At 43.1% G+C, this 22830-nt stretch carries 20 protein-coding genes and 1 pseudogene; 11 read left to right on the top strand and 10 right to left on the bottom strand.

Annotation, left to right across the window (positions count from 1 at the left end):
- The first annotated feature begins 202 nt into the window (after window positions 1–202).
- Complete coding sequence (locus AB4589_RS18195) at window positions 203–493, top strand: hypothetical protein (protein WP_122047095.1); 291 nt, start codon at window positions 203–205, stop codon at window positions 491–493.
- Between the two features lie 199 nt (window positions 494–692).
- Here the strand turns inward: AB4589_RS18195 and AB4589_RS18200 are convergent.
- Window positions 693–842 (bottom strand): annotated as a pseudogene (locus AB4589_RS18200) (IS110 family transposase); the annotation flags it as partial.
- 101 nt (window positions 843–943) lie between these two features.
- Between AB4589_RS18200 and AB4589_RS18205 the strand changes: the two are divergent.
- The 4 genes from AB4589_RS18205 to AB4589_RS18220 all read left to right on the top strand — a co-directional run bounded on the left by AB4589_RS18205 (window position 944) and on the right by AB4589_RS18220 (window position 5049).
- Window positions 944–1858: an FRG domain-containing protein gene (locus tag AB4589_RS18205; RefSeq protein WP_372101378.1), complete on the top strand. Its 915-nt coding sequence runs from the start codon at window positions 944–946 to the stop codon at window positions 1856–1858.
- Between the two features lie 153 nt (window positions 1859–2011).
- Window positions 2012–3229: a HEPN domain-containing protein gene (locus AB4589_RS18210; RefSeq protein WP_372101380.1), complete on the top strand. Its 1218-nt coding sequence runs from the start codon at window positions 2012–2014 to the stop codon at window positions 3227–3229.
- A 417-nt stretch (window positions 3230–3646) separates the two neighbouring features.
- Window positions 3647–4024: a hypothetical protein gene (locus AB4589_RS18215; protein WP_372101382.1), complete on the top strand. Its 378-nt coding sequence runs from the start codon at window positions 3647–3649 to the stop codon at window positions 4022–4024.
- 149 nt (window positions 4025–4173) lie between these two features.
- Window positions 4174–5049, top strand: coding sequence for a prohibitin family protein (locus AB4589_RS18220; protein WP_102257610.1), 876 nt, complete (start codon window positions 4174–4176; stop codon window positions 5047–5049).
- 70 nt (window positions 5050–5119) lie between these two features.
- Here the strand turns inward: AB4589_RS18220 and AB4589_RS18225 are convergent, their stop codons facing one another.
- Window positions 5120–6697, bottom strand: coding sequence for a cyclic diguanylate phosphodiesterase (locus AB4589_RS18225; protein ID WP_372101406.1), 1578 nt, complete (start codon window positions 6695–6697; stop codon window positions 5120–5122).
- 292 nt (window positions 6698–6989) lie between these two features.
- Between AB4589_RS18225 and AB4589_RS18230 the strand changes: the two genes are divergently transcribed.
- A complete protein-coding gene (locus tag AB4589_RS18230) occupies window positions 6990–7430 on the top strand; it encodes a lysozyme inhibitor LprI family protein (RefSeq protein ID WP_372101384.1) in 441 nt (146 codons plus the stop codon).
- Window positions 7431–7493: 63 nt separating this feature from the next.
- On the opposite strand, the gene AB4589_RS18235 is transcribed toward AB4589_RS18230, so the two are convergent.
- The 7 genes from AB4589_RS18235 to AB4589_RS18265 form a co-directional block, all read right to left on the bottom strand.
- On the bottom strand, window positions 7494–8495 hold the full coding sequence (locus AB4589_RS18235; RefSeq protein ID WP_372101386.1) for a substrate-binding domain-containing protein: 1002 nt from the start codon (window positions 8493–8495) through the stop codon (window positions 7494–7496).
- A 153-nt stretch (window positions 8496–8648) separates the two neighbouring features.
- The gene (rbsK, locus tag AB4589_RS18240) at window positions 8649–9575 is read right to left on the bottom strand and encodes a ribokinase (protein WP_135443776.1); all 927 of its coding nucleotides are present in this window, start codon (window positions 9573–9575) and stop codon (window positions 8649–8651) included.
- A 220-nt stretch (window positions 9576–9795) separates the two neighbouring features.
- Complete coding sequence (gene rbsB, locus AB4589_RS18245; RefSeq protein ID WP_012600805.1) at window positions 9796–10674, bottom strand: ribose ABC transporter substrate-binding protein RbsB; 879 nt, start codon at window positions 10672–10674, stop codon at window positions 9796–9798.
- Between the two features lie 174 nt (window positions 10675–10848).
- On the bottom strand, window positions 10849–11841 hold the full coding sequence (gene rbsC / locus AB4589_RS18250) for a ribose ABC transporter permease (protein WP_009844905.1): 993 nt from the start codon (window positions 11839–11841) through the stop codon (window positions 10849–10851).
- Complete coding sequence (rbsA, locus tag AB4589_RS18255; RefSeq protein WP_009844906.1) at window positions 11838–13343, bottom strand: ribose ABC transporter ATP-binding protein RbsA; 1506 nt, start codon at window positions 13341–13343, stop codon at window positions 11838–11840. The genes rbsC and rbsA overlap by 4 nt, the downstream gene beginning before the upstream one ends.
- A gap of 97 nt (window positions 13344–13440) precedes the next feature.
- Entirely contained in the window at window positions 13441–13860 is a 420-nt protein-coding gene (gene rbsD / locus AB4589_RS18260) for a D-ribose pyranase (RefSeq protein WP_009844907.1), read from the bottom strand.
- Window positions 13861–14139: 279 nt separating this feature from the next.
- Complete coding sequence (locus AB4589_RS18265; protein ID WP_017099336.1) at window positions 14140–14454, bottom strand: winged helix-turn-helix domain-containing protein; 315 nt, start codon at window positions 14452–14454, stop codon at window positions 14140–14142.
- 391 nt (window positions 14455–14845) lie between these two features.
- Here AB4589_RS18265 and AB4589_RS18270 point away from each other — a divergent pair, with 391 nt between their 5' ends.
- Window positions 14846–15472 carry a porin family protein gene (locus AB4589_RS18270; RefSeq protein WP_372101388.1) on the top strand — a complete coding sequence of 209 codons (627 nt, stop codon included), beginning with the start codon at window positions 14846–14848 and terminating at the stop codon, window positions 15470–15472.
- A 149-nt stretch (window positions 15473–15621) separates the two neighbouring features.
- On the opposite strand, the gene AB4589_RS18275 is transcribed toward AB4589_RS18270, so the two are convergent.
- On the bottom strand, window positions 15622–16665 hold the full coding sequence (locus AB4589_RS18275) for an endonuclease/exonuclease/phosphatase family protein (protein ID WP_372101390.1): 1044 nt from the start codon (window positions 16663–16665) through the stop codon (window positions 15622–15624).
- Window positions 16666–17057: 392 nt separating this feature from the next.
- On the opposite strand from AB4589_RS18275, the gene AB4589_RS18280 reads away from it, so the two are divergent.
- Genes AB4589_RS18280 through yejF form a run of 4 tightly spaced genes read left to right on the top strand, consistent with a single transcriptional unit; the run spans window position 17058 to window position 22737 of the window.
- Entirely contained in the window at window positions 17058–18953 is a 1896-nt protein-coding gene (locus AB4589_RS18280) for an extracellular solute-binding protein (RefSeq protein WP_372101392.1), read from the top strand.
- Between the two features lie 12 nt (window positions 18954–18965).
- Window positions 18966–20054, top strand: a complete 1089-nt coding sequence (locus AB4589_RS18285) for a microcin C ABC transporter permease YejB (RefSeq protein WP_004730359.1) — start codon at window positions 18966–18968, stop codon at window positions 20052–20054.
- Between the two features lie 31 nt (window positions 20055–20085).
- Complete coding sequence (locus AB4589_RS18290; protein ID WP_048608646.1) at window positions 20086–21108, top strand: ABC transporter permease; 1023 nt, start codon at window positions 20086–20088, stop codon at window positions 21106–21108.
- Window positions 21109–21117: 9 nt separating this feature from the next.
- Entirely contained in the window at window positions 21118–22737 is a 1620-nt protein-coding gene (yejF, locus tag AB4589_RS18295) for a microcin C ABC transporter ATP-binding protein YejF (protein ID WP_372101394.1), read from the top strand.
- Window positions 22738–22830 lie beyond the last annotated feature (93 nt).

The raw sequence follows: 22830 nt of genomic DNA on the forward strand, positions 1-22830 counted from the left end.
CTAACTGGAGCAGATCAGTATGGCTTGCACTCGCTTTACTCTGCCGCGCAGCGGCTTCGTTCAACAATAAATTTAAGAGTGATTCACAACGCTTGGCGCTTTCATTTCAGCCAGTTTAGTGTTTATGGCACAATGCTTTAGGTTTGGGTGGAGGCGTTGTTCACACCTTCATTTGGGGTTAGGTAATTATAGGAGAATAAATTTGAGATCATATCATAATTCAGATCCGGTGGAGGATGCATTAGCATTTTTAATCCAACATGGTTTTGTTGCTTTTAATGGCTCAGAAGACAAAATAAAAAAATATCGAGAGATAGTAGTAAATAGCGCAAAAGAACGAAATATTGAAACCATTAGTGGTTGGCACGAAGTAGGAAAGAATACTGGAGAGGTAACTGACTGCTTTTACTATATATATAGTTGCGAACGATTTCCATTTGGAGATGAAAAGAGCAAGAGTCAACTGAAAGCAATGCTCGATTCTGTCACATAGAGACTCGTTCGCTTAGTGTATCTACGTCCAACTAATAAGGATTAAGGTGTTGCGCAGCCAAAACTAAATCCCAAGTGTTGAACAAGCCCGAAGCCACTTTATTAAGTAAATTGTACGATTGAACTTGAAGGGCACACCGCTTTGAGGCTTTTCTCAAGGCGAGCGAGGCCAAGATAAGATTGTGTCATCATGTGGATCTACGCATCAGTGGCATATTTTCTATTTTAGTCAGTAGTTTAGAGCGAGTTGCTGATTTATGAAGTATGACCTTACCATTTTGGTCTACGGCATGAGGACTAAAGTGGTTTTTAGCTAGGTCGATTCCGCAGAAATAAGAATAATCCGACATGGTGCCTCCGATGCATTTAAGTACCACATAAGTGTGGCAGATCCTCGGGAGGGGGAATCCATGTCATTCGTTAAATGAATTTGGTAGAGGTAGCATACAAATTGAGTGAGTCAAAGTTAGGTAGTTTACGAACACTACTTTCAGTTATTGAAGATCTTCATGACCCTGATTATGTAATATTCTATCGTGGTCATGGAAACAAGAGCTATGGGCTAACTCCTTCGATCTATAGAAAAGATGAATGGATAAATAATGAGCACAAAATGATTCAGGAGTTGCTTATTCGCTGTCCTAAAGACTTCGACGGGAAGCAATCAAGTTTCGAGAAGTTAGTTAAAATGCAACACTATGACTTGCCAACCCGTTTACTGGATATCACTGAAAATCCACTAGTTGCATTGTATTTTGCTTGTTCATCTAAGTTGGATAGCGAAAAAGATGGTGAACTTATCTTTTTCAAAATACCAAAAAAAGACATTAAGTATTTTGACAGCGATACAGTTAGTGTTGTCTCAAATATAGCTTGGTTAAAAAATAACTTTTCGTTACCTAACAAATTTAGTGGTGATAGCCAGTCTTTCCATTCCGAGGATAATGAACATGCTGATGTTTTAATGCATTGTATACGCCAAGAAAAGCCTCACTTTAGGGAAAGAGTAAACCCTAAACACATTCAAAGTGTCGTTTGTGTGAAGCCTAAACTAGACAACCAACGCATAATCAGACAAGACGGTGCATTTCTGCTGTTTGGTGTTGATGAAACGAAAAGATTCTCGGCTCAAATTGAGCCTGACTGGATACTACAACCAAATGGTAACCGATACATAATAAAGGCAAAAGACAAGCCAGAGATCAATAAACAACTTGCAAGTCTTGGTATATCAAAAGCAAAGCTGTTCCCTGAAATTGATATGGTTTCACAGTTTATCAAAGACGATTTAGATTTGAAGGTGGAGAGCCATATGGATGACAAGCCTTTAATTCTTGAGAAACCGAAGCTTTCAGATTGGTTGTAAAAATTCATTTAACAAGGCCATCAATACGACCATCAACGCTCGGTATTCTAGGTCTGAATTGGCTGTGGTGCTTTCGGTGGTTTATCAACATTATCGTAATGCGTTGTGGCGTATTATGGCGAGCGTTAAGTTTTTGGAGATATAGAAGATTTTATGAACGACTTTTTTAAGACAAAGGTTGGTTTTACTATTGGTTTACTTGCTGCTGTCTTTGCTTTTAAGCCACTTGTGGACAGTAATTCTGATGTTGGGTTTGTTATTTTTGACATTTCCTTAACGATAGAGCATACATATATTTTTCTAACTGCATTTCTTGGTTTGGCAGTGTATTTCATTTCATTGCAGTTTGCTTCTGCTAAGCATTTTAGCTTTCTCGATACTATAAGTAATGCGTGTTACGCGATAGCTTTAGCAACTCCGCCTGTATACCTTTTCCTCTGGCTTTTGGTTAAAAGCACAGCCATTGCTGAGCAACATATCGATAAAATTACTCCATTCGCTATAAATGTAGTTAGCTCAGTTTTAGCTGGTATTTTTGCAAATATATTCGCCATGTTCATTAGCAAGTCAATGAAATCAAAATTCTCAGAAAGTGAGAAGAAGATGGAGAGAAATGAAAATATTGAAATCATGGCTAAATCTCAAGAGTTAATGAATATTGGTATGTATGACATGTCCGTACTTGAATCTAGTAAAGTTGTTGAGTCATTATTAAAACGACTACTAGAGTCTAAAGGAATCAAAATTGAAAAAGGGACAATGCTAGAGTTAATTTCCCTCTCAAAAACTTACAAACTTTTAAGTCAGAGAGATATTGAAACTTTTCATGAAATTCGCAAAAAACGCAATGAATCAGTCCACACTTTGGATGCGGTAACAAAAGAAGATGCACAAAGAACCCTACAGCTCTCTAGAGAGCTAATAATTCGTTTAGACTCAGTAAACTCTTCAACAGGTTATGAATGGTTGGAGTCTCATCGCAGTAAAGTTATCGAAAGCTTTAAAAGCGGGGACAAGAAGAAGTCTCTATATGCTTTAGCGATGTTGAAAGAGGCATGGGTTAACCGAGATGGTGCTGTTTGGTTAGAGTTAAGTGAATTTTTTGCAACTATCCTCAAGTACAAACCGAGCATGCTGCTTACAGTGTTTGAAGATGATGATGATCTTCTTGATAGTTGGTTAGATAGAATTGAAGGTCAGTTATTTACAGACTTTCTTGGAGGGGAGGTAGAGCACTTGAAAGCGTTGAAAGTGGAAATAGTAACTAGCCTTGAGTCTGAAATTGAACGTTGTGAAAACGGTAAAAACTTAGCTGTGTTAAAGAAAGTCCTCGAAAGAGTAAAACAAGCTCAAATCAGTGCGGTGGACTAAAAACTTAACGAATAAGGATTAAGGTGTTGCGCAGCCAACACTAAATCCTGAGTGTTGAACAAGTCCGAAGCCACTTCATTAAGTAAATTGTACGATTGCATTTGAAAGGCACATCGTTTGAGGTTCTCTCAAGGCGAGTGAGGCCCAAATAAGGTAGCGATAACAATCTTATTAATCATTTAGCCATTTTCCTGTTTCTTTCGTCGTCACATCTCCTCTGATTCCGAAAATGCCATTCTCTTTATTTGCGATGCCTTTCGGCTGGGTTAAAGTCACCATCAAATTATGAACCGATACCGGATGTGATAATGGGAATTAATCGCATTAATCATTTACCTTGCAAGTATTGATTGGTAAGGTGTTGTTAAAGATAGGTTTATCGTATTTTAAGTTGGTTGGCTTTATGGAGGAGGAACAATGGAAAGTGGCAAAAAGAATATTTGGCTTGAGTCTGATTCGATTGTAACAAGGAAGAGCCCAAAGCCTCTTAAGCTTAATACGTTAGAAAATATCTACGTTAAAGAGCATGACATTAAAAGTAAAATCACAAGGTCGTTTTTTATTGCGGTTGTGTTTAGTTTACCTATTTTCCTTTTTCGTCCACTTGCTGGTATTGGTGTGTTTTCCATAATTGGTATCGTTGGATATCTTTTAACCAAAAAGTATGAGTTACGTGTCGGTGTTTTCAATAACGATGACGTTGGTGTTGTAGAGTCTGGGTTATATTCGTCAAACGAACGCGAGGAACTCGATGGAATAGTAAGGCTCGTGATGGAATATAAAACAGGCAAGTAATAAAAAATAAGGATTAATATGATGCGTTACGCTCGGTGGTTACAGTAAGAGTACCGTGTACTTGGCTAGCTCTGTGGGGCTCACTTTCTTACGGGCGTTAGGATTGATATTGATTATTTACACATATAATAAGTTGGTTGGTAAAAAGCATGAAACAAGCTGTAGAAATGAAGAAACTTAACTTACCTATTAAGAAGGTAGGTGCCGGAATTGCCGTTGCTTTTGTTCTCTTTAGTTCAGTTTATACTGTTAATGAGGGGCACATTGGTATTGTTAAGCGCTTTAGTGAAGCGAAAACACAGGTAAGCCCAGGTTTACATTTTAAAGTTCCGTTTATCGACAGCGTTGAAGAGATTGAAGTTCGGACACGCAAGAATGAAGAGAAAATGGCCTCAAGCACAAAAGAGCAGATGCCAGTCACGGTCGTCGTATCCGTTAACTGGACGGTAGACAAATCTGCAGCGTTAGATCTCTTTAGACAGTATGGCGGTCTTCCACAGTTTGAAGCTCGCATTCTTGACCCTAGGTTTAGGTCAGCAACTAAGGATGTGATTCCCAAGTATGATGCAGAGCAACTGATTCAAGATAGAGCAAGTGCTATTCAGGCAATTGAATCCAATTTAATTGAAGAAATGGCCGCGTTTCCAGTAAGCGTAGATAATATACAGATTGAAAATATAGCCCTACCCAAAAAATACCTTACTTCAATCGAAACGAAGCAGACTGAGAAAAACTTAGCAGCTGCCGAGAAACATAAACTGGCTAGGCAAAACTTAGAAGCTCAAAGAGCCGTAAATACGGCAAAAGCCGAAGCTGATGGTATTGAGCTTATCGCTATAGCTGAAGCAAAGGCGATTAAATTAAAAGGTTTTGCTGAAGCAGAAGCGATTAATGCAAAGGCCAAAGCTCTAGGAGATAACCCATTAATCATTAAACTGACCGAAGCTCAAAACTGGGACGGAAAGCTACCAGCAACAATGTTGGGTGGTGAAAATATGCCTATTTTGGACATGAGAGCTAAGTAGGGTTAAGGAAACTAAAAGTTGTTCCCAACACAGACTTCATGTCGGTGTTGGGTTTGTGCTTTATACCAATCTATACCAAATCACACTTCAGCGTTGAGGTACATTGTTCCTCAACGTTATCTGATTCAAAATCCTGCTGTTTGATCAAGCTAATGGCGAGACTTATTGGCATAGGTTTATAGAAGTAGAAGCCTTGAATGAAGTCGACGCCTAGTTTCGACAAGATCTTCAGTTGCGACTCGTACTCAACGCCTTCAACTATGACTTGCATGCCTAAGGTGCGTGATAGCTGAAGCATGGATTCTAATAGTGGGATACCAAAACTGGATTCGTCGGATATGTTTTTCACGAACACGCGATCAATCTTGAGAATACTGAACGGAAATTGCCTTACAAAATCTAATCCTGCGTAGCCAGTACCAAAGTCATCTATGGCAATTCTTACACCAAGATCAGATAGCTTTTGCAAGTTGTCCTTAATTTTGACCATATCGGCATCCGAACACTCACCATCCTCTGTCACCTCGAAAACCACTTGCTTGAGAATCTCAGGGTGTCTTTTAAAGATGCTAATCACTTTATTAGTGAAGTTACTGTTGGATACAACGTTTCGGCTGATGTTGACGCTGATGTACTTTGATGCAAACACCTCTTGATTACTTTTCAATGTCGTTAACACTTCATGCAGCACGAAATAGGTCAGCTTCTCAATCAAGCCTAAACTTTCAGCCAATGGAATGAAGATAGCAGGGGATACGTTACCTTCAATTGGATCGTTCCATCTCAATAATGACTCACAGCCTACGATTTTATTGGTGCTTTGATTAACGATAGGTTGCATGTGAACATGTAGGTGTTTATTTTTCAGAGCACTGGATAGCGAATATTCTAAGCTACGTTGGCTCTGTTTTTTATGCTTGAGGGAAAGGCGAATAATGGTCGTAATTCCGGCCATGAGAAAGCCAAACCATAAGTGACTCAGCATGAAGTTAATATAATACTGATAACCAATATATGAGGTGACGGTGAATGGGTAGATGTCTGACTGTATCCGTACCGTCGCGTTGTATGAGCCGAGGTCGGTAGGGTGAATGTCTCTTTTGATCACCTCAACTTTAGAGTTAATGCCATGGCTACTCAAATTAGCTTCTACAAGCTCAAAGATGAAGTGCGGAGGAATCATCAGGCTCACTCCCGAGCCTTCCTTAGTCGAGAATATCAGCATGATGGATTGCACCTTAGTAATCGCTGAGTTTGAATACGATAAGGTGGTTAAATTTGGGGCTTCATTGAGTCGCTGCCTGATGGTGTTGTATAGGCGAAATGAAACTTCACCATCGGTGGTTGAACAGTAAAATCGGTTCTCTTTGTCGAACACCGCGGCTTCTTTCACCCAATCAGCTTCAAAAACGTTTTGTCGAAGTTGTCTAACAATCGTGTCGCAAGGCTGATCTGGGGTAATTTCAGATAAAAAACGGTCGAACCTTGATTGAACCCCTTCTAACCTCGTTTCTACTAACCTTGATGTGTCTTCGGTTAACGTTTGGTAATGAGAAGGTGTCAAAGGAATGAGCAATGCCATGAAAAAAAAGAAAGAAATGGCAAAGAAGAACGAAGTTTTGGCAAAATGCTGGTACTTGATATCCATATTAAGAGAAGCGTGACCGATTGGTGTGTGCATGCAACTTAATTTATAAATTTAACGATAATAACGCAAGCTTATGCATAAATAGTGTGAACAAAAGTCTGAGTTATCGATATAAATAGCGTAACGCATGGTCGCACAATAGAAATCAGGATGTTAGCCGTACCTTTTGTTTGATGATGACGTGATGAATTTTTGTTATTGGGTCTCAGTTGAATGGCTGAATACTGGTCCGTTTTTAAACTAATCGATAATATTGCTATTCATTTTGGTGGTGACAGGATTAAGGATGTGTATGAAAAGACTTATATCAGCACTCATATCTGTGTGCTTTTCATTCTCTGCACTGGCAGGTGAAAACGTTGTTGATTGTGAGAATGCAATGACTACATTGGATATTAATCACTGTGCTGCAATTGAACTAGAATCCGCACAATTGGAGCTTGAACAGTACCTTGAAGCCAGCTTTGAGCACAATGCTTATGATGCGGAGTTGGTCAGTTCAATCAAGGTGGCTCAAGACAGTTGGCAAGCTTACATGACGGCACATTGTGACTCGGTGTATACCCAATGGCGTGATGGTACCATTCGAGGGGTTATGGCGCTTTCTTGCAAGATAAGGTTAACCAAGCAGCGTACACATGAGGTATGGGCGAATTTCTTGACCTATATGGACAGCACGCCAGCAGTTTTACCAGAACCCAAGCTGCTGAAGTCGACAAGTAAAACGCAATAGAATCGAAAAGGGCAAGGTTAGATAACCTTGCCCTTTGTGATTTAGTATGTGGAGGGCTAAGCTCTAAATCGCTTTGACGCTGCTTCGTTCAACTAACGTTGGCTCTAACTCAACAACCTGCGAATACGCATCTGGTGTTTTGAGTCGGTTCAATAGAGTGTCTACGGCCGCTTTACCTAAACGGTGCTTTGGCTGGTGGATAGTGCTTAAAGCAGGGGTCATGTACTTAGATAAATGGATGTCATCGTAGCCAATGATCGAAAGATCGTTTGGAATCGATGTGCCATCTTGAGCCGCAGCGTGAATCACACCCATTGCCATCATGTCATTGCTAACAAACAGTGCCGATGGCATTTCGCCACGCGCTTTTAAGGTTTGGTATGAGTCAAAACCGCCATCGCATTCGAAGTTTGATTCAACAATCCATTTAGGGTTGATCTCGAGCTTCGCTTCTTCCATCGCTTGCTTGAAGCCTTGATAACGAGAAGATGCTTGATTGCGGTGCAGTGGGCCAGTGATACAACCAATTTGAGCGTGACCGTTATCGATCAAGTGCTTGGTTGCCATGTAGCCGCCTTGATGCGAGTTATCTTGGATCTTATCACTCGCGAACAACATTGGGCCCCAATCCATTACAACAATAGGTAATTCTGGGTAGCGTTCAAATACATCAATGTGCTCGCCTTCAAGGGTTGAGCACATTAGCATTAGGCCATCGACACGCTTCTGCAGCAAGGTATCGATAGATGATTTCATGCGCTCGCTGTCGCCTTCGGTGTTACACAAGATAAGGTTGTAACCTTTCTCGTAGCAACGACGCTCAACACCTTTTACTACTTCACCAAAGAATGGGTTAGTAGAGGTAGTTACTAGCATACCTAAGGTTTTGGTCTGCTTCATTTTCAAGCTACGAGCCAATGCAGAGGGTGCGTAGTTGAGTTCTTTAGCCGCACTGTTAACACGCTCAGCTATCTCTTCACTGACAAAACGTGACTTGTTGATCACATGGCTGACGGTTGAAGTTGAAACCTTTGCTAGCCGAGCGACGTCTTTCATTGTTGCCATAAAAAATCCTTGTGGGAGTAACTTGCCACGTTGCGCGATATTCTGCCTGAATACAGGGGCTTATGCTTGTTATTTGTTGTTACCGAATTTGAAGGCTAACATCCGTTAACTACGGTTTAGCTCAAGAGTTTAAACCTTCAAATAGGTAGCAAGCTAAGCAGATAATTGCTCTGATAGAAACGCATCGGTTTCAGAACGGCTTGGAATTGAGGTTTGTGCACCAAAGCGAGTCACTGAAATGGCTGCCGCAGCGTGAGCAAACTTAATCGCACGCTCAAGTGGCATGTCTTCAAGTAAGCCTGTCACCAATGCGCCGTTGAAGGTATCGCCAGCAGCAGTTGTGTCTGTTGCTTCAACGCGGAACCCAGCAATAAGCTCGCCCTTGTCGTTTTTACTTACCCAAACGCCTTTCGCGCCAAGTGTGATCATCACAGTCTCGATGCCTTTCGCGTGCAAAGCCAAAGCTGCCTGATGAGCGGATGCGCTGTCAGTCACGGTAATGCCTGTTAGTACTTCAGCTTCAGTTTCGTTGGGTGTGATCACATCAACACAAGCAAGTAATGAATCCGATAATGGACGAGCAGGAGCCGGGTTTAGAATAACTTGAGTGCCATTCTCTTTTGCTACTTTTGCTGCGTATTCAATGCCTTTAATTGGCGTTTCAAGTTGAGTTAGAAGGTATTTAGCGCCACGAATCTTCTCTAGATGCGGTTCAATTTGGTCGCAAGTCAGCTTGTTGTTGGCTTCAGCAGAAAGACAAATGCTGTTTTCACCCGTTGCGGATACTTGGATCATCGCGATGCCTGTCGGCGTGTTGTCTGCAACGATCACACCGTCGATGTTGATGCCATCTTTAGCAAAATCTTGACGAATATTGATGCCGAATGGGTCGTCACCGACACAGGCGATAAAGCCGATATCTGCGTTTAGTCGCGCAGCAGCTACTGCTTGGTTTGCGCCTTTGCCGCCAGGGATGACCTGATAGTTACCGCCAATCAAGGTTTCACCCGGACGAGGGAAAGAAGGAACTTGCAGTACGTGGTCAGCGTTAACGCTACCTAAAACAATCAGTTGAGTCATGATACGAGCCTTATGATATATCGTATTTGAAAATGCATGGGTCTTTCTCATTACGTAAATTGCTCGCCTTGTTAGACGGCTTATGAGAAACAGCGATGCACTGTCGGTTTTTTTGTTTTTTCTTGAGTCGCAAGTTAGTGAGCTAATGAGCAGGGAGATAGGGGACTCCCTGCTTAATTAGATCTCAGCGTTAAACTGAATTACTTAGTAACAAACAAGCTTACTTAGCGATGATTTTTAGAGCTACTGGTACGTACTCGTCTACTGTCTCGCCTTTCAGTACTTTGTCTGCTATTTCAATACCTAAAGAACCGATTAGGTCAGGCTGTTGTGCAACCGTTGCGCCTAGTAGGCCGCGGTTAACAGCAGCGATACCGTCTTCAGTGCCATCAAAGCCAACGATCATCACTTCTTTACCTGAAGCTTGAACGGCGCGAAGAGCACCTAGTGCCATTTCATCGTTTTGAGCGAATACCGCTTGTACATCTGGGTTAGCAGCAAGCAAGTTTTCCATTACGTTCAGACCTTTAGTACGGTCGAAATCAGCAGGTTGGCTTGCAAGAAGCTCAAGGTCGCTGCCGTTTACTGCGTTCATGAAGCCTTCGCCACGTTCACGAGCAGCAGATGTACCCGCGATACCTTCAAGTTGAATTACTTTCGCTTTCTCGCCCACTTTTTCCATGATGTAGTGACCCGCCATTTCACCGCCAATTACGTTATCAGAAGCAATGTGGCTCACTACGTCACCACGGCTTGCACCACGGTCTAGTGTCAGTACTGGAATGTTTGAACGGTTAGCAATGCGAATTGCGTTAGACACTGCATCTGAATCTGTAGGGTTAATCAGGATTGCCTTAACACCACGAATGGTTAGATCTTCAATGTTCGAAAGCTCTTTGCTTGGATCGTTTTGAGAATCAAGAACGATAAGCTTGTAGCCTAGCTCTTCTGCTTTCGCTTCTGCGCCATCTTTCATGGTTACAAAGAATGGGTTATTCAGTGTAGACAGAACGATTGCCATTGTATCTTGCGCCTGTGCAGACACAGATACTGTTGTAGAAAGAAGGGCAGCAGAAATAAGAGTCGCTAATTTTTTCATGGTGTAAGTCCTTTATGTAGGGTGAGCTAGGTTGGATAACCCTAGCTCGTTGTTACATTATTTATAGATTTAATGTTTATAGGTTTGTTACTGATAGATCTTTTTATTAAAGGTGCTTTTTCTATGGGTTTTCTATAGATAAAGCAGGGTGTTGCATTGACTCAAACTAGAGTCTTATTTGTTTTTGTTATCGACCAATACTGCCAGAAGAATAACCACTGCTTTTGCAATCATCTGGTAGTAAGAAGATACGTCTAATAGGTTTAGGGCGTTGTTTAGGAAGCCGATTATCAGTGCACCAATCAATGTACCCATGATGCGACCACGACCGCCCGCTAAGCTTGTGCCGCCAAGAACCACGGCTGCGATGGCGTCTAGCTCATAACCCATACCTGCGGTAGGTTGAGCAGATGACAAGCGAGAGGCCACGATGATGCCAGCCACTGCAGCTAGCAGGCCACAGATTGCGTAAACGCCGATTTTCACTTTGTCTACGTCGATGCCTGATAGGCGAGTTGCTGATTCGTTGCCACCCAGTGCGTAAACGTAACGACCAAAGCGTGTGTGGTTTAATAGGTACCATACTGCTGCGAACACCACGACCATGATCCATACTGGAACTGGGATGCCCATTGCGTAGCCTGTACCGAACCAAGCGAATGCGTCTGCTGTGTCTGTGAAGCCTGTTGAGATAGGGCGACCGTCGGTGTAAACCATGGTTACGCCGCGAAGTAGTGTCATGGTTACAAGCGTTGCGATGAAGGCTTGGACTTTACCCTTAGCGATAATCACACCACTAATAGCACCTAATGCTGCACCAGCTACTAGAGCGGTTGGCACTGCGATCATCACAGGGATTTCCATGCCAATCATGCTGGCTGCGAATGCACCACAAAGCGCAAGTACAGAGCCGACACTCAAGTCGATACCCGCGGTTAAAATAACCAGTGTCATACCGACTGCGATAATCGCGTTAACTGAGGTTTGACGCAGGATATTCAGAATGTTGTCGACAGTAAAAAAGTTTGGGTTTAGGAAAGAAACGACAACAATCAGGAAGATCAAAGCAATCAATGACTTTTGATCAATCAGCCACTCTTTGCTGATTAATGGTTTTTTCTTTGGCGCTTCAGTTTCAGTTGTTTTGCTCATGGTTTTAGTACTCATGCTGCGTCCTCGTTGATCTTTTTACCGACCGCACACGCCAGTAATAATTCTTGGTTTGCTTCTTTAGCATCAAATTCACCGCTTACACGGCCTTCATGCATCACCATGATGCGGTCACTCATTCCTAACACTTCTGGCATTTCAGATGAGACCAAAATAATGCTCATGCCGTCGGCTTTAAATTTATTAATGAGTTGGTAAATCTCTTTCTTAGCACCGACATCGACACCACGCGTTGGCTCATCGAGAATCAATACTTTTGGTTTTGTCATCAAGCCTTTAGCGATAGCCACTTTCTGTTGGTTACCACCAGAAAGGTTGCCAATGATTTGCTCGCGAGTCGGGGTTTTGATGTTGAAGAGCTTGATGAAGTCATCCACGGCGATCACTTCGTCTTTATGTTGGATTTGACCGCTCTTTGTCAGTAGGTCAAGTGAACATAAAGACATATTCTCTTTCACTGAAAGCCCTAGAACTAAGCCATCGCCTTTACGGTCTTCAGAGATGTAAGCAATGCCATTCGCCAAGCCATCTTTCGGGCTTACCGGGTTGATGGTTTTGTTTTCTAGGTTGATGACGCCGCGTTCACTTGGAAGGGCACCGTAAATCACTTTCATCAGTTCGGTACGACCTGCACCCATTAGGCCAGATACACCAAGAATCTCGCCGCGCTTTAGAGTAAAGCTCACGTCATGAACACCAGAACCAGTCAGGCCAATCACTTCAAGGCAGGTTTCACCGTGGCTCTGTCCGATACGTGGATATTGCTCGTCCAGTTTACGGCCAACCATCATCTCGATTAGGCCATCTTCGTCGGTGTCTTTTACTTCACATTGTCCAATGAACTTACCGTCACGAAGCACGGTGATGTCATCACAAATCTCAAAGATCTCTTTCAAACGGTGAGAGATGTAAACAATGCCACAGCCTTCATCACGTAGTTCGTTAATTACTTTAAATAGAGACTCAGTTTCGGTATCGGTTAGTGCATCCGTTGGCTCATCCATGATGATGACCTTAGATTCAAACGATAGGGCTTTCGCTATCTCTACCATTTGCTGCTCACCAAGGCTTAGCTGACCTAAAGGAGTTTTTGAACTGTGTTTTACGTTAAGGCGTTTAAGTAGCTTGTCCGCTTCTTGGTACATTTCGTTCCACAAGATACGTCCCATGGTGCCTGTGATTTCACGACCTAAGAAGATGTTCTCGGCGATGGTTAGCTCAGGAATTAGGTTCAACTCTTGGTGAATGATGCTAATGCCGGCTTGTTGTGAATCACGTGGTCCTTTAAATGCTGCGGGTTTACCTTGGTATGCGATAGTGCCGCCGTCCAAGTGGTAAATGCCGGTAAGCACTTTCATCAACGTTGATTTACCTGCACCGTTTTCCCCCATTAACGCCATTACGCGCCCTGGGTAAACGTTGAGGCTCGCCTTATCTAGTGCTTTAACACCTGGGAAGGCTTTCTCAATTGAGCTAAGTTCTAAAATGGCTTGAGTCATGTCGGTTCCTTTACTCGGGGCCAGTTGTATTTGATTGTTTTGGTTCAGTGATGACACTGAGCTGTCGTTGCGCTTAGGTTCAAACGCTGAGCTTGAGTTAAAAGGTTACGCCAGCTTGGAAAATAACATTTGCGTATGGCGTGCATTCGCCAGTGCGAATAACCGCGCGGCTGTCATGCGTTCGCTCTTTGAATTCTTCATGAGTGATGTAAGTAATCGAAAGCGATTTGCCGCAACGCGCTTCTTCTGTCTTAACTAAATCAATCAGTGCAGCGTGATGGTCTGGGCTTACTTTCGCAAACTCTTCTGCAATCACAACGCCTTCAATCTGAGATTCATCCAGCATGGTTTTTACTGTTTGCTGAAAACTCGGAACACCATGAGTTAAGGCAAGATCAATACGAGTTACGTGATCTGGAATCGGCAAGCCCGCGTCACAAATCGTGATTTCATCTGTGTGGCCAAGAGTCGCCACTAAGTAAGAGAGTTCAGAATTAATTAGAGTACTTTTTTTCATATCACGACCTATCGAAAAATAACGTTTAATGGGTTGAGAACAACTCAAGAAAAACCATCGAAACGTTTCGATAGTGATAATAGTGTCTGATTTATCATTTGCACTCTTCACTTTCCTAGAGTGTGATAACGATCATCGAAACGTTTCGATGGGGCGTTTTTTAGTGATCTTAATCAACGCCATTGATTGCATAAATACGTTCACAATGGAGATATAAAGAGTGCGCTACGGCGTGTTGCTCATACAGTTTTGACACAATGTAGTGTCGCTTAAATTTAATTAAGTGGGGTCAACCGACAAAATGTAGCCAAACTTGGTGATTGTGGTTATCTGAATGTCTGGTGTTCTTAAGCGCGTAAAAACATTACGCAGATTATAGATGACGTTAGCAAGTATGTGAGGAGAGGTGAGTTCCCCTTCCCAGCACATATCAATAATATCTTCCCTAGAAACGGGATCCCCTAAATTTTCTGCCAGTAAACAGAGCACCGAAAGTAGGTGAGGGCGTAAAGTGATTTTATTCCCCTGTTCATTAGTAATCGTTCGAGAGTCAGTATCAATGATTAAGCCGTTGAGCTCTATTGTGTGGTTCATCGTGTTTCTATTCGTCTTATTCTGAATGGTTGAGATTGAGTTAAGTCGCAAGCTACTAAAGCGTGTGGATTATGCAAAATCACGCCACTCTTGAAAGTAAGCTTGCGTAAGTGCGAGGTGGAAAAACCTAAAAACCGGATGATTTGAAAGGGGATGGATTGTTAGAGTTAATGTGGGTTGTTTTTTATTTCTTTTTTATTCAGTGTCTTATGGTGTTTTAACTAATTCTGTTGGCTGGGGTTGTAAAATGATTACATTTTTATTTATTTTTTTGTTTTCTGTGAGCCTATCATGCTCGCGAATTCGACGGGGTGTCGGGTAACTCTAACAAGATTGTGCAGCACAGGAAGGCGTAATAATCTTGATTTGCACTAAGTAAGGTCAAGCAGTAATGAACAATAAATTAATTCTAAGCATCGCAATGATGTCAGTATTTGCAGTAAACAATGTAATGGCAGCGGACAGTGGTTTGTATCTAGGTGGTGCCATTGGTACTTCTGGCGTGGATGATGGTGGACTATTTTCATCAATTAAAGAGCCAGTGACGTTTGAAGCAGAAGACAATGCTTACCGAATCATTGCTGGTTATAAGTGTAACCGTATTGTCTCACTTGAGCTTCAGTACACGGATTATGGTGATGTGGTTGCTAAATACCCATTAAGTAGCGGTGGTTTTACATGGACTCCTCAAGTCTTCTCGATTACTGCAAATCTTGGTTATACGTTTGATAACGGCGTTCGCCCATTTGGTACAATTGGCTTATCTTCAATCGACCTCGATATGAAGCATTCAGACGGTTCACGTCCTTCAAGTTCTGAGTTCGATGATTCTGGTGCAGGTGTACGTGTTGGTTTTGGCGTTGAATACACGCCACTTTGTGAATTAAGTCTGAGACTTGGTTATGAAGCCGATGCATTTACAGTAGAAGTTGACGAAGGCAGCTCTTGGAAACAAAGAAAGGTAGAGAAAGATATTGTATTGGCTTCTTTCTACCTTGGTGCAACATATAACTTCTAAGTTCATACTTTGCTAAACGGAAAATCGATTTCTAAATGGGGCGTCGGTTGGCTCAACCCGTTTGGCTAAAGTGGAAGGCCGCAGTTTTTGACTGCGGTTTTTTTCATGTTCAACTCAGGTAATTCTCGATTGAAGATGTAATCGAATAGCTAGGCTTCACGGATATGAGCGGTGACAGCAACGATGGCATGGTCAGTACTGAATTGGTCGTGTTCAAAGCTGGGATTGATGAGGTGATGGTCGAGCACTGTGTAGCAAGAGATTTCCATCATGCTTGATGAGTTCTGACAGTCAAATTCGTTCGACATTAAAATGTAATCCAGAACAGAACCAGAGGCACCGTAATAGTGGGTTGGTTTGCGTTGTTCAAGTAAGTCTTGTTCATGCAATTGATGATAAATATCCCAGCTGTCTTTTAACCGGAAGTGGGAAAGCCAATGCTTGCTGTTTTCGTCTCTGTTTATTGAATAACTTAATAGCCCTTTAAACTGGTCGTTGAATAGAGGCTTATTAAAGTCACCCATTAACACAACAGGCTGATCGGTTTGGTAACGATGATTGGTGATGTATTGATGCAGCATCTGAGCTTCAAGGCCGCGCTGCACGCTAGATAACCAAGAGCCAAGTTGCTCTTGGTGGAAGCGAGTGAGCGTGTCACTTTGTGATTTTTCACCTTGCTGAGCGTTATCCACATCGATAGATTCTGCTTTGGGTTCTGTCGGACGTTGTGATTTGAAGTGCACAACATAACAGTCGGTTGAACCTAAATGGGGGAACGTAATCGTGGCATGAACAGGCGTTCTGTTGAATGAGAAATTGTCTCCAAGGTTGAACGCTGTCAGTAACTTCGAATCTGGCGTAACAGGCTGTACATTTTCAATTGGGTAGCGGGATGCGATACCAACGACAGGGGAGGTGTATAGGTAATCATCTTCAACGTCTGCGCTATCGACCACTGCAAAGTATGGATAACCTAGCTCATTCATCAATTGCTCTAAAGACTGCGGGCTAAATATCTCTTGAAAGCCAATCACATCACAATCTAATGAACGAATCGCTTCAGCCATCCAATGTTGCTTCTTCTGCCATTCTTCGAAGCTGTAGATGTTCTCAAAATCATAATAAGCATTCGGTGGCTCGAGGTAGTTCAAAAGGTTGAACGTTGCGAATGTTATGTGGTTTGGTTTGTTCAAAGTGTCATTCCATTTAGACCTAAGCAGCAAGGATACTCCAGTAAAGTATAGTTTGTTGATTATTTAGAACCTAAATTTCACTTTCAAAGCGAATCAAAGGGAATCTAAACCGTGGAGGCTTATGTCATTCTCGCTAGAGCAATCTCCTTCCCCCGTTCTTTCCAGCGCCACCAAGCTAATTAAAGGAATCAAAGCAATCAGCGCCAACTGCATCCAATAACTTCGAGCGGTGACGAGTTAATTGTAAATAAACCGTCAGAGATGAAGTGCTGATGGTTTTATTAGTTATTACATGATGTTAGATTTGAACCTATACTTGTTTTAACGGCATGCATTCAAAGCCGATTAATCAACTTGAATATAGAATTCATAACATTTGAAGGGAGAGTCAAATGGGAACAGATTTCCGAAGCAAAGCCTCGCAGCGCACTCAGTTTTTCAGGTCTAATTTGAAGTCATGTGCAGTCATGCTGCCGCTTATTGCTCTATATCCCTCCGTTACACACGCTTCTGATACCGAATCAACTCCTACTGTCACCGTTATTGAAACCACACAATTGGTTGGTTTTGGTGAAGCAAGATATCCAGCCGATTTCACTCACTTCGATTACGTTAACCCTGATGCGCCAAAAGTAGGCAAAGTGACTTATGGCAGCATAGGTACGTACGATAGCTTTAATCGATTCGGTTCCCGCGGCGTTGCTGCAAGTTATACCGGAGAGATTTACGATACCTTGATGTTTTCTCCGAGCGACGAGATTGATGCGTATTATCCATTGATCGCCTCAAAGGTTCGCTACGCCAGTGATTTCACTTGGATGGAAATCGACATCAACCCAAATGCTAAATTCCAAGATGGCGAGCCTATTACCGCGCACGATGTTGCCTTCACTTTTGACAAGTTTTCAAAAGAAGGTGTGCCTCAGTATCGCGTGTATTACAAAGAAATTGAATCAGTAACGGCTGTTTCTGATTCGGTTGTTCGTATTGAGATGAACAAGCCAAACCGCGAGAAGCTGTTCAGCTTTGCGCAAAGCACTCGTGTATTGCCGAAACATTTCTGGAAAGACAGAAAGCTGTCTGAACCTTTAAGTGAGCCACCAGTCGGTAGTGGTCCCTATAAGATCATCAGCTACAAATCAGGTCAAAGTGTGACCTACGGCCTAGATGAAAATTACTGGGCAGCAGACCTACCAGTCAACGTTGGTCGCAATAACTTCAAGCAAGTGCAGTACGATTACTATCGCGATGACACCGTAATGCTGGAAGCCTTCAAAGCAGGGGAGTTCGATCTTCGAACTGAGAACTCGGCTAAGTTCTGGGCCAATTCATACACGGGCGCAAACTTCGACAAAGGCTACATCATTAAAGAAGAGATCAACCATGAGAAGCCAGAGACGACTCAAGGTTTTGTCTTCAATATTCAATCTCCTGTGTTCTCTGATCCTAAAGTTCGTGAAGCGTTAACGTACGCGATGGACTTTGAGTGGATGAACAAGAACATGTTTTATGGTCAGTACAAACGGACTCGTAGTTATTTCCAGAACACCGACTATGAAGCGAAAGGCTTACCAAGTGCAGCTGAAGTTGAATTGCTGTCTCAGTACAAAGGTCAGATTCCAGCGCGAGTGTTTACCGAAGAATTCCAACCTTCAGTCACCGATGGCAGCGGCCGTATTCGTAGCCAAATGCGTACCGCTTTCAAACTGCTGAAAGAAGCGGGTTGGGTATTGAAAGACAAAGTGATGACCAACGAAAAGACCGGCAAGCCGATGTCGTTTGAGTTGCTGATTTACAGCCCAACCACAGAACGTATCGCAACACCTGTTCAAAAGAACCTGAAACGCATGGGTATCGAAATGAGGATTCGTACTATCGATACCACTCAGTACATTAAGCGCTTGCGTGATCGCGATTTCGATATGGTGTCGTCTTCATTTTCCGCAAACCCTTATCCTAGCCCGAACTTAATGATTGTTTGGAACTCTAACTACATTGATTCTACTTACAATACTGCAGGTGTAATGGATCCGGTGGTTGACGCGTTAACAGAAGAAATTGCGCGTAACCAACAACATCCTGAAAAGCTTCTTACACTAGGTCGTTCACTTGACCGTGTATTGCAGTGGAATTTCTACAACATCCCTCAATGGCACGTTGGTGAATATCGCGTTGCAATGTGGGACAAGTTTGAGCGTCCAGATGTATTACCTAAATACGATTTAGGTATCGATACATGGTGGATTTCAGAAGAGAAGGCGGCTTTGCTTCCTGAAAAACGTCGCTAGGAGTTAGTTAGCATGGCCGCGTATATATTTCGGCGTTTACTGTTGGTGATCCCCACGCTGTGGGCGATCATCACTATCAACTTTTTCATTATTCAGATTGCGCCAGGTGGTCCGGTAGAGCAAGCCGTGGCTCAGTTAGAAGGGCACAACTCCGGTATCATGGAGCGCTTTTCTGGTGGTGGACAAGAAGTTGATTTAAGCGAAAGTGACCAAGCGTCTGCCAGTGGTTACAAAGGCTCTCGCGGACTTGATCCGGAAGTGGTTGAAGAGATCAAAAAGCAGTTTGGTTTTGATAAACCGATTCACGTTCGCTACTTTGATATGTTGAAAAACTACGCGACCTTTAATTTTGGTGAGAGCCTGTTTAAAGGCGGTAACGTGATTGATTTAATCATCGAGCGTTTACCTGTATCCATTTCCCTAGGGCTATGGAGTACGTTAATCATTTATGTGATTTCGATACCCTTAGGCATCATGAAGGCGATACATCACGGTTCTCGCTTTGATATTTGGTCGAGCGCGGTCGTGATTGTCGGCTATGCCGTTCCGGGCTTCTTGTTTGCGATTATCCTGATTATTTTGTTCGCAAGCGGTAACTACTTCAGCTGGTTCCCATTACGTGGACTCGTGTCGAGTAACTTCGACCAGCTCAACTGGTATCAGCAAATTGGCGACTACTTCTGGCACTTAGCGTTGCCTATTTTTGCGATGGTTATCGGTGGCTTTGCAACACTGAGCATGCTGACCAAAAACTCCTTCCTTGATGAAATCAATAAGCAATATGTGGTGACGGCGCGAGCGAAAGGTTTGGACGAGAGCAGTATTCTCTACAAGCACGTTTTCCGTAACGCGATGTTGATCATTATTGCCGGTTTCCCGAGTGCATTTATTAGTATTTTCTTCACGGGTTCTATGTTGATTGAAGTGATGTTTTCACTCGAAGGCATCGGTCTGCTTGGCTTTGAGTCGACCATTCAGCGAGATTACCCAGTGGTGTTCAGTTCTCTCTATATCATGACCTTGCTTGGCTTGGTGCTGAGCATTATCTCCGACCTGACGTATACCTGGGTTGATCCTCGAATTGATTTTGAAGCGCGTTAATGGCGAATGAATAAAAAGGTATTGATAATAAATGTTTAACAACCCTTTAGCTGAAGCTCGTTGGTTACGTTTTAAAGCAAACAAGCGTGGTTTTATCTCCCTTTGGATATTTACCATTCTGTTTGGATTGAGCCTGTTCGCTGAGATCATTGCCAACGATAAGCCACTTTTAGTTTCTTATGATAATCAGTGGTTTGTGCCTGTCATTAATGAGTACGCCGAGACCGAATTTGGCGGCGAGTTTGAAACCGAAGCCGACTACAAAGACCCGTATGTTATCGAACTTATTGAAGACAGCGGATACATCGTGTGGCCAATCATTCCGTTTAGCTACGACACGATAAACTTTGATATTTCAGGCGCGGTGCCTTCGGAGCCTGATTCAGTGAACTGGCTAGGAACCGATGATAAAGGGCGAGATGTATTAGCTCGCATCATTTATGGGTTCCGTATCTCTGTGCTCTTTGGCTTTATTCTGACGATTGTATCGAGCGTGATTGGTGTGGTTGTTGGGGCAACACAAGGTTACTACGGTGGTTGGGTGGATCTGTTTGGTCAGCGCTTCATTGAAGTTTGGTCAGGGATGCCGACCCTGTTCTTGTTGATCATTCTATCGAGTTTTATCGAGCCGAATTTCTGGTGGTTGCTCGGGATTATGGTGTTGTTCAGTTGGATGAGTTTAGTTGGTATCGTTCGAGCCGAATTCTTACGCTGTCGTAATTTTGATTACGTTCGTGCCGCCCAAGCCATGGGCGTTGATGACAAACGCATTATGCTTCGTCACATGCTGCCCAACGCGATGGTGGCTTCGTTAACCATGATGCCGTTTATCCTTTCAGGCTCGGTCACCACATTAACGTCGTTAGATTTCTTAGGTTTTGGTCTTCCTGCGGGTTCACCTTCATTGGGTGAGCTGTTGGCGCAAGGTAAGGCTAACTTACAAGCGCCTTGGCTTGGCATCTCTGCCTTCGTTGTGCTTTCACTGATGCTTACGTTACTGGTCTTCGTTGGTGAAGCGGTGCGTGATGCTTTCGACCCACATCAACAGAAGTAAGGATAGGTTATGACTTCAAATACAATGCCTGCTTCTCCAGTTTTGACTATAGACAAATTGTCGGTTGGTTTCGGGCGAAAAGATTCGATAGAACAAGTGACTCATGATGTCTCGTTGGAGATATTCAAAGGTGAGACACTCGCACTGGTAGGAGAGAGTGGTTCAGGCAAATCGGTTACCGCTAATTCAGTGTTAAAACTGCTGCCTAAAGGCTCCTCACATTACTTGAACGGTAAGATTAACTTCTCTGGCTCCGATATTCTGAGTTGTTCTGAAAGACAACTGCGCGGGATTCGTGGCGGTCGCATCGGCATGATCTTTCAAGAGCCCATGGTATCGTTGAACCCACTTCATAGAGTCGGAAAACAGCTTGTTGAAACCCTCGCGATTCACCGAGGTATGCGAACCAACAAAGCGCAAGCCTTGGCGATAGAGTGGCTTTCAAAGGTGGGTATTCGCTACCCAGAGCAAAAGATCTCAGCGTACCCGCACGAGCTATCAGGTGGTGAACGTCAGCGTGTGATGATCGCAATGGCACTCATCAATGAACCAGAGTTACTTATTGCTGATGAGCCCACTACGGCTTTGGATGTGTCGGTACAAGCGCAGATCCTCGACCTGTTAAAAGACCTGCAACAAGAACTCGGTATGGCGATGCTTTTCATTACTCATGACTTGAGTATCGTTCGTAAAATTGCCGACAGAGTAGCGGTAATGAAAGATGGGCGCTTGGTTGAAAGCAATGACTGCAAAACACTCTTTAATGCGCCAGCTCACCCTTACACTCAGAAACTTATCAACTCTGACCCGAAAGGCTTGCCCGTTCCTGTATCACCCGACAGCAAACCGCTACTCGATGTAAATCAACTTCGTGTTTGGTTCCCGATCACGGGTGGTTTATTCAAGCGAACCATTTCTCATGTTAAAGCTGTGACCGACATGGAGTTCACTTTGAAGAAAGGGCACTCAATCGGTTTAGTTGGCGAAAGTGGTTCTGGTAAATCGACGACCGGTATGGCGATACTCAAGCTGGTGGATAGTGAAGGATCAATTACCTACTCGAGTGAACAGCTTCAAGGTTTAGACCGAAAACAGATGCTTCCGTTTAGAAGCCGCATGCAAGTGGTCTTCCAAGACCCGTTTTCTGCGTTGAACCCTCGAATGTCGGTCGCTCAGGTGATTGGCGAAGGTTTGTTAGTGCATCAACAATTGGATGAGCACGAACTCGACCAACGCATCTGTGACGTAATGAAAGAGGTTGACCTCGATCCTGAAACTCGCCACCGTTACCCAAATGAGTTTTCTGGCGGTCAAAGGCAGCGTATTGCGATTGCTCGTGCTTTGATTTTAAAGCCAGAGTTTATCTTGCTTGATGAGCCAACATCGTCATTGGACAGAACCGTTCAAGCTCAAGTACTGGATTTGCTGAAGTCACTTCAAGAAAAGTATGGCCTGACCTATTTGTTTATCAGTCACGATCTGAATGTCGTGAAATCCTTGTGTCATTACACCATTGTGATGAAAGCAGGCGAGGTAATAGAGAAGGGCGACACTGAGACTTTGTTTGGTAATCCGCAGCATGAATATACTAAACAGTTGGTGTCTTTATCTGAGGTTGGCACGCCTTAATCGATGAATTTCGCTTCAATGTGACAATCAAAAAAAGAGCCTGATCATTGATGATCAGGCTCTTTTTATTTAGAGCGTCTTAGCTTAAGACGT

Origin of the sequence: Vibrio sp. 10N.222.49.A3 (assembly GCF_041475145.1) — a bacterium.
Taxonomy (GTDB): Bacteria; Pseudomonadota; Gammaproteobacteria; order Enterobacterales; family Vibrionaceae; genus Vibrio; species Vibrio tasmaniensis_A.